Here is a 15,224-nt window from a genome sequence, read left to right as displayed (position 1 = left end):
CGAAGGGGAACCGGTGCTGCCATGACAAACCTCCGTTTGCCACAGTGATTCAGAATTCTGTCAGCTTGGGAATCCCCGAAGAGTCGGCCTTCGCTCCCGTTGGTATCAGCGGGGAACTCTTCGAGCACGCTGCCCTGTTTATATTCGTCAATGATCTGTTGTCCCGTTCGTCCACGATATCGCTCGTCTCGTTGACGCCGAGTGACGTTTCGTCCGCGCCGGACGCGACGCTCTCGTCCGCGTTCGCGCTCTCGTCGGTCTCGACGCTGACGCCGCCGCCGCTCCCGCGCTCTTTCTCGTTGCTGTTGGCGTTCGCGCTGGCGCCGACGCCGTTGTTGGCGTCGTCGCCGTGCCCGGCGCGCCCGCGCAGCCGCACGGGCTCGGGCTACCGCTGCGGGGACCGGCATGGCGTCCCTCCTCTTAGCGCGGCCCCCAGTCGGATGTTCCGTCGGCCCAGATGATAAGGTAGTTGCGATAGGGGACGTTGTTTAATGGACCCTCGAAAGTCACTCGAATGTCGAAGCGAACGCCGTCCATGACGTTCTCCTCACACTCGTCAGCGTCTTTTTCGATTGACGTCGACTCCGCGTCTGACTCGATGATGGTGAATAGCGGTGCGGTGAACCGGTCCTTAATTCCCCACCGCTCGTTCCGCAGTCGGCACGGCGGATCGAACACGTCCCAGTCGAAAAAGAATGTCACAGAGGCCAGAGTCATCCCCAGCAAATTCTGGGCCGAGAACTTCCACGTCGTCGACCCGCCGGGCTGCGGTTCCTCAAGGCGAGCTGCGGTGAGTGTCTCGAAACTGCCCTGTTTCCTCACGTGCTGCATGTACGCTTCGAAGGCTTGCTTTGAATCCGACATAGCGCTGGGTCTCCGTGATGGCCGTGAGCTGCTTCACCTCTTATCGTTCACATCGCAGCCGCGTGGCCGCTGGGATTAACATCGCGTTCGATGGAAATCATGCCGTGCGAATAAAGTAACAATATCATCTATCGCACCTCGGTCAAGAATGTTGCACAAGCCAGCCGTAGCGGCACAATGGGGGTTTATTGACTCGCCTTCGGCCTGAAATTTTGCAGTCAGCTTCAGCTGTCACTGCGGCGGCTTCCCCAGCCGATTGTATTAAGAGTTCGTCCGGAAAGTTATTCATTTCAAACAGAACCTTCGCAGCATGAAGCGGATTGACGCCAGTTTGAGGAATACGAGCGCGTTTCGCGACAGGTTCTCGAAGTCTTTGGACAGCCTGCGGCATCGCCCCAGCCATGCGAACGTCCGTTCGACCACCCAGCGTCTCGGCAGAACCTCAAAACCCTTGGCTGTGTCGGATCGCTTGACGATCGCGGTCGCAAGTCCGGGCATGGCTTTCTTCTGACCCTTGTCGAAGACAGGTCCCTGATAGCCGCCGTCGGCAAACAGTTTCTTCAAGAACGGATAGCGCCCGAACAGCGTCCGCGGGACCAACACACCGCCGTCGCGATCCTGTATGTCGGCCGGATGAACCAGCGCGTGCAGCACAAGACCTACCGTATCGACGAGGATATGGCGCTTCCTGCCTTTGACCTTCTTGCCCGCATCATACCCGCACGGGTCAATCCGACGCCCCCTTTTTCAGCGCCTTTGACGCTCTGGCTGTCGATGATGGCCGCCGTCGGGCTGGCTTCGCGGCCCATCGCTTCGCGGCATTTCACGTAAAGTTCCTTATGAATACGACCGAGAGTGCCATCCCAGTTCCACAGGTCGAAATAGCTGAACAGTGTGCTTTTCGGCGGCAGGTCCTTCGGCAGGGCCCGCGATTGGCAGCCGGTGCTCAGAACATAAAGCAGGCCGTCGAGAACCTCCCGGACATCGACCTCACGCCTGCGGCCGCCGCGCTTGGCAGGGGGGATCAAAGGCTCGACCAGCGCCCATTCCGCATCCGTCAAATCGCTCGGATAGCGCTGACCATCCCGATTGTATTTCCCGCGATTTGCTTTCGTCCACATCGCTTCCACGCCCTCGTCGAATCAAATCGACCGCATGGAATCACAAGCGATTCATATCATTCAAATTCTTTGTGGACTGACACTTAAACCTGCAAACCAACTTGCCTAACGCTTGAGCACCATTAGTGTAGGGGCATGTCGCCTATGCTAGCCCGAGCTGGAGTCGCCATGTGGTCCCGCCTGTTTGCCGCGGCCTTCGCCGTGCTCCTGCTGAATGTCCCGGCCTTCGCTGACCTTAAGGACAAGGTCGCTGACCTCGCGCCTTCGGGCCTGGTGCTCGTGCTGGACGAACAAGGTAACGAGTTGGTCGCGCAGAATGCCGACAAACCCTTCGTTCCCGCTTCCGTGGCCAAACTCGTCACGGCGTGGCTGGCGATGGAGGTTCTGGGCAGCGACTACCGCTTCGAGACCCGCTTCTACCTGGACGACGACAGAATGCTTTACGTGCGCGGTGGCGGCGACCCGTTTCTGGTCTCCGAAGAGCTGGCGCTGCTCGCGCCTAAGCTTCTCGCCGAAACCGGCACAGAGCCTTTCGCCGGCATCGTGATCGACGCGAGCTATTACCCCGCCGATCTTCGTATTCCGGGTATCGAGGACACTGACGAAGCCTATGACGCGCTGAACGCGGCGCTCGCGGTTAACTTCAACACGATCAACGCTGTCCGAAACGGCAAGACCGTCCGCTCCGCCGAAGAGCAAACCCCGATCACGCCGCTCGCGATTAGCCAGTTCCGGGCACGCGCTCCCAACGGCCGGAGCCGCATCAGCCTGGCCAAAGAAGATCCCAAGGTAAGCGTGCGGTATGCCGGCGAATTGCTTGCCGCCTTCATCGAGCGCGCCGACGGCAGCATCGAGGGCGAGATCTCGGTCGGCTCCGTCCCCGCGGGACTGGAGCCGGTTTACATGCACGGCCAGTCGCGCGATCTCTCCGAAATCTTGCGACAGATGCTCATCGGCTCGAACAACTACATCGCCAACCAGGTCTTCCTGGAGATCGGCGCCAAACGCCTGGGCGGGCCGGTCAGCCTTGAGAAGTCGCTCCAGGTCGCTCGCGAGAACCTCGCGAAACACGGCCTGGCCGACGCCATAAATCTGGAGGAGGGTTCAGGCATCAGCCGCAACAACAGCTTCACCGCACGAGGCCTCGCCAAGGTGCTCGACCGTTTCGCGCCCCATGCCGAACTGCTGCGCAGCACCAAGAACGGCTCCCGGTACAAGACCGGCACCTTCTCCGGCGTTCGCACGCTGGCTGGATACGTCAGAACTTCCAGCCACGGCGACGTGCGCTTTGTCATCTCGCTGAACAGCGGGCCCGGCAAGCTGCGGTTCCGGCTGCTCGAGGCCATCGAGCGCGAACTGTAGACGGGGCGGCTGGCATTCAGGCCGCCGCCTATCCCCGCCTTGGGTCGGAAATTGTCATTCGTTCTGCTGGCGACCCGACCATTGCTGGACGAATGCCCTCATCACCGAGGTCACCGGTTTGCCAAAGCCTTTGGGGTCGAGAACCGCATCATCTATCGGCAGCCTTGACCTGCATTAAGATTTGGTCAGGTGACTTCCATCGAACGATGGCCATAAATGGTTCGAATTGTCGTGGGATCCAACGCTCGCGATCCACGAGGAGGTTCCGCCCTTGCCACTGCCCAAGCGATCCGCCCGTCTCGCCTGTCTGCTGGCGGTTTCTCTTGCGCTTGGATCGGCTCCGGCCTTTGCCCAGAAGACGGGCGGCGACCCGGTCGTCACGGCGCCCGGCAGCGAAGCCGTTCCGGTCGCTGTTGAGAGTCAGGCGACCGCCCCGGAAGCCGGGGAGTGGCAGACCTCGTCGTCGCTGATCGGCCCGTCGAAATACCCCGCCGACTTCAAGCATTACGATTACGTCAATTCCGATGCGCCGAAGGGTGGCACGCTCAATTCCGTCGCCATCGGCTCCTTCGACAGCCTCAATCCCTTCGTCGTGCGCGGCACGCCGGCGGCCGGCCTTGCCGTCTTCGGCGGCGGCATCCTCTACGATACGCTGATGGAGCAGTCGCCGGACGAGCCGGGGACGGCCCATGCGATGATCGCCGAGGCGATGCGCCACCCGGCCGACTTTTCCTCCGTCACCTTTCGATTGAACCCGAAGGCGCGCTGGCACGACGGCGAGCCGATCACCGTCGAGGACGTGATCTGGAGCTTCGAGACGCTGACGAAGCTGCATCCCCAGTGGTCGGCCTATTACAAGAACGTCACCAAGGCCGAGAAAACCGGCGAGGGCGAGGTCACCTTCACCTTCGATCAGGCGAACAATCGCGAGTTGCCCAACATCATGGGCGACCTCACGGTCCTGCCGAAGCATTGGTGGGAGGGCACAGGTCCTGACGGCAAACCGCGCGACATCGGCGAGCCGTCGCTGGAAAAGCCGCTCGGTTCGGGCCCCTACAGGGTCGGCGCGGTCTCGACCGGCAAGTCGATCGAATGGGAGCGTGTTCCCGACTATTGGGGCGCCGACAACCCGACCCGTGTCGGCCGCTACAACTACAACAGCATCCGCTACGTCTACCTGCGCGATGCCAACGCGGCGTGGGAGGCCTTCAAGAAGGGCGGGCTGGACGATTGGCGGCTGGAGAACATCTCCCGGCGTTGGGCCGAGGGCTACGACTTCCCGGCCGTCAAGAACGGCCAGGTGATCCGCAAGACCATCGACAATTCCCAGGTCCAGTCGATGCAGGCCTATGTGTTCAACAACCGGTTGCCGAAATTCCGGGACCGGCGGGTGCGCAAGGCGCTGACGCTCGCGTATAATTTCGAGGAGATGAACCGCACTCTGTTCTTCGGCCTGTATCAGCGGATCGACAGCTATTTCGACAACAGCGAACTGTCCGAGACCGGCCTGCCGAGCGAGCGTGAGCTGCAGTATCTGGAACCGCTGAAGGGCCAGATTCCCGACGAGGTCTTCACCGATGAGTTCACGCTGCCGGTCTATGGCGACGCGGCCTCGGCGCGCAATTATCTGCGCGAGGCTCTGGGCCTCCTCAAGGAGGCCGGCTACGAGTTGAAGGGCACGACGCTGGTCGACGCCAAGACGGGCGCCCCCCTCACCATCGAGTTCCTCGGCAACGACCCCTCGGACAACCGGGTGCTGGAGCCCTTCGCGCGCCAATTGAAGCGTCTCGGCATCCAGACCAATGTCCGCATCGTCGACACCAACCAGTATATCGAGCGGATGAACAATTTCGATTTCGAGGCCGTCGGCATGCGCTATCCGCGCCAGTCGCTGTCGCCCGGCAACGAGCAGCGCGACTTCTGGAGCACGGTCGCCGCCGACGCGCCCGGCAGCCGCAACTATGCCGGCATCAAAAACCCGGCGATCGACCAGCTCATCAATGACATCGTCTACGCGTCGAGCCGAGACGATCTGGTCGCCGCGACCCGCGCCCTCGATCGGGTCATGCTATGGGAATATTATGTCGTGCCGCAGTGGTACAAATCCGAGGACTGGCTGGCCTATTGGGACAAGTTCGGCATGCCCGAGAAGCAGCCGGCCTATTCCGGCATCGATTCCTTTTCCTGGTGGATCAAGGCGGCCGAGAAAGACACGGCGTCGGCAAACTGATGGCCACCGCGCTGAGCCGCCTCACCCGCCGCCGCTTCGGCCAATTGGCGCTGGCCGCCGGCGCCACCACCGTCCTGCCGCGAACGCTCTTCGCCGAGGTGGCGACGGAAACACCGCTGCACGGCCTATCGGCCTTTGGCGAGCTGAAATACGGCCCGAACTTCACCCATTTCGACTATGCGAGTCCCGAGGCGCCGCAGGGCGGCCAGATGAACCTCGCCGTATCGAACTGGACCCTCAATCAGTCGCCCTCGACCTTCGACACGCTCAACACCTTCGTGCTGCAGGGCAACGCGCCGCCGCGCATGGAGAGCCTTTACGATGCGCTCATGGTGTCGTCGCTCGACGAGCCCGATGCGATCTACTGTGCCCTCGCCGAGAGCGTCACGGTCTCGAAGGATCGCAACAGCTTCACCTTCAAGCTGCGGCCGGAGGCCAAGTTCTCGACCGGCGAGCCGGTCACCGCCGACGACGTCGTCTTCACCTACGAGACGCTGAAGGAACTCGGTCATCCCAGCCTGCAAGTCGTGCTGCGGGCGGTGAGCGAGATCGTCGCGGACGACGCGCGGACGGTTCGGATCGGCTTTTCCGGCGAACAGAGCTATCAGGACGCACTGAACGCGTTCGGTATCCCGGTCGTCCCGCGCGCATTCTTCGAGGATAAGGAATTCGACCGGGTGAGCGGCGAGGCGATCCCCGGCAGCGGCCGCTTCGAGATCGCCCGTTCCGAATTCGGCCGCTTCATCGAATATCGCAAGCGCGACGACTATTGGGCGAAGGATCTGCCCTTTGCCAGGGGTCTCGATCACTTCGACACGCTGCGCATCGATTTCTTCCGCGACCGGCAGCCGGCGCTGGAAGCGTTCAAGAAGGGCATCATCACCTTCCGCGAGGAGTTCACCACCAAGGACTGGGCGACGGAGTACGATTTTCCGGCGGTGACGAGCGGCGCGGTGGTGAAACGGGAGTTCCCCGGCGAGGAGCGGCCGAAATTCCAGTGCTGGGCGCTCAATCAGCGGCGGACGCGCTTCGCCGACAGCCGGGTGCGCCACGCGATCAACATGTGCTTCGACTTCGAATGGACCAACGCGAACCTTCTGTTCGGCCAGCGCATTCATTCCAACTCGCCCTTCCAGGGCTCGGAATTCGTCGCCGAAGGCAAGCCATCGGAGGCAGAGCTTGCGCTGCTGGAACCGCTGCGGGGCGAAATGCCGGACGACGTCTTCGGCGAGGTTTGGGTGCAGCCGGTCAGCGACGGCAGCGGCCGCGATCGGGGGATGCTGCGCGAGGCGACCGGGCTTTTCGCCGAGGCCGGCTGGACGCGCCAGGGCAACCGGCTGGTCAACGAAGCGGGCGAAGCGTTTCGCCTGGAGTTCATGACCCAAGGCCAGGAACAGCAGCGCGTCTATGCCAAATTCATGGAAACGTTGCGCATGATCGGCATCGACGCCTCGACCCGGCTCGTCGACGCAGCGCAATATCAGGATCGGGTGAACCGCTTCGACTTCGACATGATCCTCGCCGCTTTCAGCCTCAGCGCGACCCCGACCCGCGAGAGTCTCACGCTGTTCTTCGGCAGCGAAGCGGCGGACCGTCCGGGCGCCTACAATTATCCCGGCATGACGAGCAAGACGGTTGATGCGCTGCTGGCGAAGGCGGGCTCGGCCAACAGCCGCGACGATCTGGTGACGGCGATGCTCGCCCTCGACCGGGTGCTGCGCTGGCGCCTCGACTGGCTGCCGAACATCAATGCAAATGTTCACCGCGCGGCCTTCTGGAACATCTTCGGCTTCAAGGACACCAAGCCGGACTATGGCTGGCCGGTGGAAAGCCTTTGGTGGTTCGACAAGGAAAAGGCCAAGGCGATCGGCCGCGCCTGAGAATTCCGGCCCGTCGCGCCGCGGCGGGGCCGCGTTTTGCGATCCCCGCAAGGCGGGCTATCAAGATCAACCACGTCGTTCGGTCGCGAATCGGCCGGCTCGCCTGACATCTCGGAGACGATTCCCCGCACATGGGCGCCTATATTCTTCGCCGCATCTTGCTGATGATCCCGACGCTGATCGGCATCATGGCGATTTCCTTCGCCGTCATCCAGTTCGCCCCCGGCGGACCGGTCGAACAGGTCATCGCCAGCCTGCAGGGTGAGGCCGGCGGCGCCACCGACCGCGTCTCCGGCGGCGGCGGCGATTTCGGCAGCGGCCAGGGCGGCGGCGAAAACTCCGGTTACCGTGGCGCACAAGGCCTCGACCCGGAATTCATCGCCCGGCTAGAAAAACAATTCGGCTTCGACAAGCCGCCGCTGGAACGCTTCGGCAAGATGCTGTGGGACTATAGCCGTTTCGATTTCGGCGAGAGCTATTTCCGGTCGATCTCGGTGCTCGAACTGATCCTGGAAAAGATGCCGGTGTCGATCTCGCTCGGTATCTGGATCACGCTTCTATCCTATCTGATTTCGATCCCGCTCGGCATTCGCAAGGCCTTGAAGGACGGCTCCGCCTTCGACGTCTGGACGTCGGGCGTCGTCATCGTCGCCTATGCGATCCCCGGCTTCCTGTTCGCCGTGATCCTGATCGTGCTGTTCGCCGGCGGCTCGTTCTACGACTGGTTCCCGCTGCGCGGCCTTCTCTCGGACGGCGTGCGCGGCGACTGGTGCGCGCCGTGGTCGCCGGCCTTCGATCTGCCGAACTGCGCTACTCGGACAGTCCCCGACTATTTCTGGCATCTGACGCTGCCGCTGATCGCGATGTCGCTGTCGGCCTTCGCCACGACGACGCTGCTCACCAAGAACTCGTTCCTCGACGAGATCCGCAAGCAATATGTGACGACGGCGCGGGCCAAGGGGCTGTCGGAGCGGCGCGTCCTTTACGGTCACGTCTTTCGCAATGCCATGCTGATCATCGTCGCCGGATTTCCCGGCGCGTTCATCTCGGCATTCTTCGCCGGCTCGCTGCTGATCGAGACGATCTTCTCGCTCGACGGTCTCGGCCTGCTCGGCTTTGAATCGATCTACAAGCGCGACTACCCGGTGGTCTTCGCGACGCTCTATATCTTTTCCCTGATCGGTCTGGTGACGACGCTGATTTCCGACCTCACCTATACCTGGATCGATCCCCGCATCGACTTCGAAAAGCGGGAGGTCTGATATGGATGACGCTCTCAAAGACCGCCTGGAGGAGAACCGGCACCAGCCAGATGCTGCGACCGAGGCCGCTCGCATCGCCGAGGAGCAGACCAGCGGCATCGCCCAGATGGCGCCGGAGTCGGAATTCGTCCGGCGACCGCGCCTGTCGCCGCTGAACCAGCGGCGCTGGCAGAACTTCAAGGCAAACCGACGCGGCTACTGGTCGCTGTGGATCTTCGCCTTCCTCTTCATCGTCACGCTGTTCGCCGAGTTCGTCGCCAACGACAGGCCGCTGTTGGTCGAATACAAGGGCGAGTTCTACTATCCGGTCGTGGTCGACTACCCCGAGGAGGTGTTCGGCGGCTTCCTGCCGGTCACCAACTATCGCGACCCCTTCGTGCAGGACGAGATCGCCGCCAACGGCTGGGCGATCTGGCCGCCGATCCGCTATTCCTTCCAGAGCGTCAACAACGAGATCCCGACGCCGGCGCCCTCCGCCCCCTCCTGGACCTTCTCGAAGGAGGAACGCTGCCAGCGCTATCCTCTCGGCGTCGACGACCCGAATTGCAGCTTCGGCAACATGAACTGGCTCGGCACCGACGACCAGGCACGGGATGTCGCGGCGCGGCTGATCTACGGCTTCCGGATCTCCGTGCTGTTCGGCCTGATCCTGACCGCCGCCTCGGCGGTGATTGGCGTCGCGGCCGGCGCCGTCCAGGGCTATTTCGGCGGCTGGATCGACCTTCTGTTCCAGCGCTTCATCGAGATCTGGTCGTCGATCCCGGTGCTGTATCTTCTGCTGATCATCGCCGCGATCCTGCCGCCCGGCTTCTGGATCCTGCTCGGCATCATGCTTTTGTTCTCCTGGGTCGCCTTCGTCGGCGTCGTGCGGGCGGAATTTCTCAGGGCGCGCAATTTCGAGTATGTCAACGCGGCGCGGGCGCTCGGGGTCGGCGACTGGACGATCATCACCCGCCACCTTCTGCCGAATGCGATGGTGGCGACGCTGACCTTCCTGCCGTTCATCCTCAACGGCTCGATCACCACGCTGACCTCGCTCGACTTCCTCGGCTTCGGCCTGCCGCCGGGCTCGCCGTCGCTCGGCGAATTGCTGGCCCAGGGCAAGAACAACCTGCAGGCGCCCTGGCTCGGCTTTTCCGGCTTCCTCGTGATATCCTTGATGCTCTCGCTGCTGGTCTTCGTCGGCGAGGCGGTGCGCGACGCCTTCGATCCGCGCAAGAGTTTCGGATGAGACGATAAGGATTGGCGAAAAATGAATGAGGTTCGTCGCAAGACAATTGAACATGTGCCGACGGGTCATCTTCCAGCCGATATGCGGGAAGGACTGGCACCGAACGCGCTTTTGACCGTCACCATCGTAGAAGAGGTGGCGGAACGCTCCGATTCGTCCGAAAAATTGCCGAAATATCTCCGCTACTGGGGGATCGCAGCGCACAAGAATACGAGCGTCGCAGAAGCCGTGACCCGTATCCGCAAACTTCGGGACGAATGGGATTGATGGACCATCCGTCGGTTTATCTTGATACCAACATCGTCATCAGATTGATCGAGTATCGCGATGAAGAGGTTCAGGCTTTCTTGCGAAGTGTCCATGCGCGTAATGGCATGGTCGTAAGCAGCGAGGTAACGCTCGCGGAAGTGTTGGTGCTCCCAATCAAAGACCGGGATCATGAACTTGTCGCACACTATGAAGGTTTCTTAACGACCGGAGATGGTATCGTCATTGTCCCCGTAGGTCGCACTGTGCTGAGGAGATGCGCTGAACTGCGCGCTGAGTTCGGTGGTCGGACACCGGATGCGATACACGTCGCATCCGCGATCGAAGCCGAATGCCAATATTTCCTGACGGCCGATCGACGAATTCGAGCCCCAACGACATTGGAGATGCTGGACATCGGCACACTGCCGGATTGGAACACCTTACCTTGAGCCACGATCACAACCATTCGCACGGCTTCACCGGCCACACCGCCGGAGCCAACCAGAGGCGGATCGGCATCGCCGCGCTGCTGACCGGCCTGTTCATGGTCGCCGAGGTGGTCGGCGGCCTGATCTCGGGCTCGCTGGCGCTGCTCGCCGACGCCGCGCACATGCTGACCGACTTCGCCGCGCTCGGGCTCGGCTGGTTTGCCTTCCGGCTCTCGCGGCGGCCCAGCGACGAGCGCCGCACCTTCGGTTATCACCGCTTCGAGGTGCTGGTCGCCTTCGTCAACGGCCTGGCGCTGTTCGTCATCGCCGGCTTCATCGTCGTCGAGGCAGTCGATCGCCTGCGCTCGCCCGGCGACATTCTCGGCGGCACCATGCTTGTCGTCGCGATCGGCGGGCTGATCGTCAACATCGTCGTCTTCGCGATCCTGCACGGCGCCGACCGCGACAACCTCAACATCCGCGGCGCGGTTCTGCACGTGCTCGGCGATATGCTCGGCTCGGTCGCGGCGATCGTCGCGGCGGTTGTGATCCTTGCCACCGGCTGGACGCCGATCGATACGATTCTGTCGGTGCTCGTGGCCGCTCTCGTCCTCGTCTCGGCGTGGCGGCTCGTGCGCGATGCCGGTCATGTGCTCCTCGAAGGCGCGCCCGAAGGGCTCGACATGGCCGACGTCGAGCCGCATCTGGTGGAGAGCGTCGCGGGACTGCGCGAGGTCCATCACGTCCACGCCTGGTCGATCACGCCGGAGCGGCGCATGGCGACGCTCCACGCCTGCATCGAGGAAGCGGCGGACGGCACGGTGGTGACACGCGCGATCAAGATGGAATTAAAGCGCCGCTTTGCGATCGGCCATGCCACGGTCGAGATCGAGCGCGATTGCTGCGCGGACCATGACCATGCGCACCCGCACGCCGACGCCCATTTGAAGGATCGATCCGCTTGAGCCCGATCACCGCCGCAGCCGCCACTTCCCGCGACCCGCTCCTGTCCGTGGAGAATCTCTCCGTCGCCTTCCATCAGGGCGGCAAGACGCAGATCGCCGTGGACGATATCTCGTTTTCGATCGGCAAGGGCGAGACGCTGGCGCTGGTCGGCGAATCCGGTTCCGGCAAGTCGGTCTCGGCGCTGTCGATCCTCAAGCTCTTGCCCTACCCCTCCGCCAGCCACCCCGGCGGCGCCGTGATGTTCGATGGCGAGAACCTCATCGACGACGACGAGCGCGATCTGAGGAAGGTGCGCGGCAACCGTATCTCGATGATCTTCCAGGAGCCGATGTCCTCGCTCAATCCGCTGCACACGATCGAGCGGCAGATCGGCGAGATCCTGAAGATCCATCGCGGCCTGCGCGATCAGGCGGCGCGCGAGCGCACGCTGGAACTCATGCGCCAGGTCGGCATCCGCGATCCGGAAAAGCGGCTCGGCGCCTATCCGCACCAATTGTCGGGCGGCCAGCGCCAGCGCGTGATGATCGCCATGGCGCTCGCCAACGAGCCGGACCTTCTGATCGCCGACGAGCCGACGACGGCGCTCGACGTGACGGTGCAGGCGCAGATCCTGGAGCTCTTGAAGAACCTCCAGGCCGAGCGGCGCATGGCGATGCTGTTCATCACCCATGACCTCGGCATCGTCCGCAAGATCGCCGATCGGGTCTGCGTGATGTATCAGGGCAAGATCGTAGAGGAAGGGCCGACCGAGCGGATTTTCGCCGATCCCCAGCACGCCTACACGAAACATCTTCTCGCGGCCGAACCGAAGGGCCGCCCCCCCGCCGCCAACGCCAACGCGCCGGTGGTGATGGAAGCGGAAAACCTCAAGGTCTGGTTTCCGATCAAGACCGGATTCTTCCGCCGCACCACCGACCATGTGAAGGCCGTCGACGGCATCGACATCACCGTGCGCGCCGGCCAGACCGTCGGCGTCGTCGGCGAGTCGGGCTCGGGCAAGACGACGCTCGGCCTGGCGCTGTGCCGAATGATCTCGTCCGAAGGCGAAATCCGCTTCGAGGGGGAGCGCATCGACGAACGCTCGTTCAAGGCGATGAAGCCGCTGCGCGAGAAGCTGCAGATCGTCTTCCAGGACCCGTTCGGTTCGCTGTCGCCGCGCATGAGCATCGCCGACATCGTCGCCGAGGGCCTGGCGATCCACGAAAAGCGGCTGACGCCCGCCGAGCGCGACGCCCGCGTCGTCGCCGCCCTGGATGAGGTCGGGCTCGACCCGGCGACGCGCTTCCGGTTTCCGCACGAATTTTCCGGCGGCCAGCGCCAGCGCGTCGCCATTGCGCGCGCGATGGTGCTCAACCCGCGCTTCGTCATGCTGGACGAGCCGACCTCGGCGCTCGATATGAGCGTCCAGGCACAGGTCGTCGACCTCCTGCGCGACCTGCAGAAGAAGCATGACCTCGCCTATCTCTTCATCAGCCACGATCTGAAGGTCGTGCGGGCACTTGCCAACGAGGTCATCGTCATGCGCAACGGCGTCGTCGTCGAGCGCGGCCCGGCCGAGGACATCTTCGACCGGCCGCAGACCGATTACACCAAGGCGCTGATGGCGGCGGCCTTCGACATCGCCGCCGTGCCGACCGAGGTCCTATCCCAGTGACCAAAGGCCATTACCGCGATCAACTCGCCGACCAGCATCTGGATTTCCGGGTCATCGAGACCGAGACCCTGCATGACGGCTTTCGGCCGCTGCGGGCGACGACGCTCCATCACGAACGTTTCGACGGCGAAGGCGAGCTGGGACCGCTGCGGCGGGAATATCTCGCCACCGGCGAGGTCGTCATCGTCATCCCATACGATCCCGCGCGGGACGCCATCGTCGTCATTCGCCAGTTCCGCATCGCCGCCGCGCTGGTGCTCGATCTGGCGGCGGCGCTGGAATTGCCGGCTGGCATCGTCGATTCGGGCGAAGACGGCGAGGCGGCCGCCCTGCGCGAGCTTCACGAGGAAACCGGCCTCACAGCTCAGGCGATCGAGCGCTGTTACCGGATCCTGTCGTCGCCCGGCCTGACCACCGAGCACGCGACGATCTTTCTCGCCATCGTCGATGCGTCGGACCTAACCGATTCCGCCGGCAAGGACGACGAGCATGAGGACATCCGTCCGATCCTGGCCAAGGTCGACGATCTGATCGCCGCCGTCGACGACGGCCGCATCGAAAACGCCTTCCTGGTCGGCTGCGCCCATTGGTTCGCCCGCAAGGGGCGCGCGCGGGCGCAGGTGCTGTCCGGAACACTCGACAGAGAGGACGACGCGCCTTGACCATTCTCCTGTCCGTCACCGGCTTCGACCCGATGCGCTGGCGGGCGGCACTCGAAGCGGCCGGCGGCGATCGCCCGATCGTGCTGGAGCCACAAAGCAGCGCCGATACCGCGATCGACTACGCCGTCGTCTGGAAGCAGCCGCCGGGGCTCCTGGAAAACCTGCCCAACCTCAAGGCGATCTTCTCGCTCGGCGCGGGGGTCGATCATATTTTCGCGGACAAGCGGCTGCCGGACGTGCCGGTGGTGCGGATCGTCGCCGAGGATCTGTCGAGCCGGATGAGCGAATATATCGTCTGGCGCGTGCTCGATCATTTCCGCCGCGGCCGTGCCTATCGCAGCCAGCAGGCGCAGAAGATCTGGCACGAGCGGATGCAGCCGGCGGCCCGCGAAATCACCGTCGGCTTCATGGGCTTCGGCGAGCTCGGCCAGGATGCCGCCGGCAAGCTGAAACCGCTGGGCTTCCGCATCGCCGGCTGGAGCCGCACGCAAAAGACGGTCGCGGGCGCCGAAACCTTCGCCGGCCAGGCCGGGCTCGACGGATTTCTCGCCGCGACCGACATTCTCGTCGTGCTGCTGCCGCTGACCACCGAGACGCGCGGCATCATCAACACCGGCCTGTTGTCCCGTCTCAAGCGCCAGACGCCGCTCGGCGGCCCGGTCCTGATCAATGCCGGCCGTGGCGGCCTGCAGAACGAAGCGGCGATCCTCGACGCGCTTGATCAGGACATCCTGTTGGAAGCCTCGCTCGACGTCTTCAATGTCGAGCCGCTGCCCGCGTCGAGCCCGCTCTGGACCCATCCGCGCGTCTTCGTGACGCCGCACGCAGCCGCGATTTCCGATCCCGATGCGTTGGCCCCGGAGGTCATGCGTCAGATTGCGGCGCATGAGCGCGGCGAGACGCTGCGCGGCGTGGTCGATCGTTCCGCGGGCTACTGAACCCGCGCCGCGGCGGCGGCGTCATGTCCGCTCGATCTTGGATCCAGAAACAGTCGAGGACCCGATCGGGTGATCGGATCCTCGGCATCGTTCATTGAGGAATGGGCCTTCGAACCGGGGGATGACGGCGGACGCCGCCGATCATCCAGGTTGGAAAGAGGATCAGAACTCCTCCCAGCTGTCGGATTCGGCCTTGGGGGCACGGGCGGCACCGCCCGTTCCGGTGGTCTTCATCTGCGGTACGCCGCGCGACGGTGCGGCGGAACGGCCGGATTGGGCCGGATTGGAACGCGACCGCGATGCCTGACCCCGCCCAGAGCCGGCCGAGCCGGTCTTGAACTGCGCCATCGCGCTCGCCAGTTCCTCGGTCTCGTTGG

General features: G+C 63.5%; 14 protein-coding genes and 1 pseudogene. 11 read left to right on the top strand and 4 right to left on the bottom strand.

The annotated features are described in order from the left end of the window. Nucleotides 1-49: 49 nt before the first annotated feature. From VSX60_RS20680 to VSX60_RS20670, 3 genes are all read right to left on the bottom strand, one after another. Nucleotides 50-376 (bottom strand): hypothetical protein, encoded by a 327-nt coding sequence (locus VSX60_RS20680; RefSeq protein ID WP_327626142.1) that lies wholly within the window; start codon nucleotides 374-376, stop codon nucleotides 50-52. A 44-nt stretch (nucleotides 377-420) separates the two neighbouring features. Continuing rightward, nucleotides 421-864: a hypothetical protein gene (locus VSX60_RS20675; RefSeq protein WP_327626141.1), complete on the bottom strand. Its 444-nt coding sequence runs from the start codon at nucleotides 862-864 to the stop codon at nucleotides 421-423. 285 nt (nucleotides 865-1,149) lie between these two features. Next, nucleotides 1,150-1,985, bottom strand: a protein-coding gene (locus VSX60_RS20670) for an IS5 family transposase (protein ID WP_442873135.1) whose coding sequence is annotated in 2 segments (ribosomal slippage) — nucleotides 1,150-1,598 and nucleotides 1,598-1,985 — 837 coding nt in all. Because the reading frame shifts where the segments join, the coding sequence is not laid out codon by codon here. Between the two features lie 168 nt (nucleotides 1,986-2,153). Between VSX60_RS20670 and VSX60_RS20665 the strand changes: the two genes are divergently transcribed. The 11 genes from VSX60_RS20665 to VSX60_RS20615 all read left to right on the top strand — a co-directional run bounded on the left by VSX60_RS20665 (nucleotide 2,154) and on the right by VSX60_RS20615 (nucleotide 14,847). Then, complete coding sequence (locus tag VSX60_RS20665) at nucleotides 2,154-3,347, top strand: D-alanyl-D-alanine carboxypeptidase/D-alanyl-D-alanine-endopeptidase (RefSeq protein WP_327626139.1); 1,194 nt, start codon at nucleotides 2,154-2,156, stop codon at nucleotides 3,345-3,347. Nucleotides 3,348-3,618: 271 nt separating this feature from the next. Then, nucleotides 3,619-5,577: an extracellular solute-binding protein gene (locus VSX60_RS20660; RefSeq protein ID WP_327626138.1), complete on the top strand. Its 1,959-nt coding sequence runs from the start codon at nucleotides 3,619-3,621 to the stop codon at nucleotides 5,575-5,577. After that, complete coding sequence (locus tag VSX60_RS20655) at nucleotides 5,577-7,457, top strand: extracellular solute-binding protein (RefSeq protein WP_327626137.1); 1,881 nt, start codon at nucleotides 5,577-5,579, stop codon at nucleotides 7,455-7,457. Before VSX60_RS20660 ends, VSX60_RS20655 begins: the two co-directional genes overlap by 1 nt. A 131-nt stretch (nucleotides 7,458-7,588) precedes the next feature. After that, on the top strand, nucleotides 7,589-8,719 hold the full coding sequence (locus VSX60_RS20650; protein ID WP_327626136.1) for a microcin C ABC transporter permease YejB: 1,131 nt from the start codon (nucleotides 7,589-7,591) through the stop codon (nucleotides 8,717-8,719). 106 nt (nucleotides 8,720-8,825) lie between these two features. After that, on the top strand, nucleotides 8,826-9,950 hold the full coding sequence (locus VSX60_RS20645; RefSeq protein ID WP_327626144.1) for an ABC transporter permease: 1,125 nt from the start codon (nucleotides 8,826-8,828) through the stop codon (nucleotides 9,948-9,950). A gap of 21 nt (nucleotides 9,951-9,971) precedes the next feature. Continuing rightward, nucleotides 9,972-10,217: a hypothetical protein gene (locus VSX60_RS20640; protein WP_327626135.1), complete on the top strand. Its 246-nt coding sequence runs from the start codon at nucleotides 9,972-9,974 to the stop codon at nucleotides 10,215-10,217. Then, complete coding sequence (locus VSX60_RS20635) at nucleotides 10,217-10,648, top strand: type II toxin-antitoxin system VapC family toxin (RefSeq protein ID WP_327626134.1); 432 nt, start codon at nucleotides 10,217-10,219, stop codon at nucleotides 10,646-10,648. The genes VSX60_RS20640 and VSX60_RS20635 overlap by 1 nt, the downstream gene beginning before the upstream one ends. Continuing rightward, nucleotides 10,645-11,592 (top strand): cation diffusion facilitator family transporter, encoded by a 948-nt coding sequence (locus VSX60_RS20630; protein ID WP_327626133.1) that lies wholly within the window; start codon nucleotides 10,645-10,647, stop codon nucleotides 11,590-11,592. The genes VSX60_RS20635 and VSX60_RS20630 overlap by 4 nt, the downstream gene beginning before the upstream one ends. Next, on the top strand, nucleotides 11,589-13,247 hold the full coding sequence (locus tag VSX60_RS20625; protein ID WP_327626132.1) for an ABC transporter ATP-binding protein: 1,659 nt from the start codon (nucleotides 11,589-11,591) through the stop codon (nucleotides 13,245-13,247). Before VSX60_RS20630 ends, VSX60_RS20625 begins: the two co-directional genes overlap by 4 nt. Further along, nucleotides 13,244-13,909 carry an NUDIX domain-containing protein gene (locus VSX60_RS20620; protein WP_327626131.1) on the top strand — a complete coding sequence of 222 codons (666 nt, stop codon included), beginning with the start codon at nucleotides 13,244-13,246 and terminating at the stop codon, nucleotides 13,907-13,909. The genes VSX60_RS20625 and VSX60_RS20620 overlap by 4 nt, the downstream gene beginning before the upstream one ends. A 32-nt stretch (nucleotides 13,910-13,941) precedes the next feature. Further along, nucleotides 13,942-14,847, top strand: coding sequence for a 2-hydroxyacid dehydrogenase (locus tag VSX60_RS20615; protein WP_327626143.1), 906 nt, complete (start codon nucleotides 13,942-13,944; stop codon nucleotides 14,845-14,847). Between the two features lie 162 nt (nucleotides 14,848-15,009). Here VSX60_RS20615 and VSX60_RS20610 read toward each other — a convergent pair. Continuing rightward, a pseudogene (locus VSX60_RS20610) lies at nucleotides 15,010-15,224 on the bottom strand (methyl-accepting chemotaxis protein); the annotation flags it as partial.

Origin of the sequence: Aurantimonas sp. A3-2-R12 (assembly GCF_036016755.1) — a bacterium.
In the GTDB taxonomy this organism is placed as follows: domain Bacteria; phylum Pseudomonadota; class Alphaproteobacteria; order Rhizobiales; family Rhizobiaceae; genus Aurantimonas; species Aurantimonas coralicida_A.
Note: the sequence above shows the minus strand (reverse complement) of the source record. Positions and strands in the feature narration are given on the sequence as shown.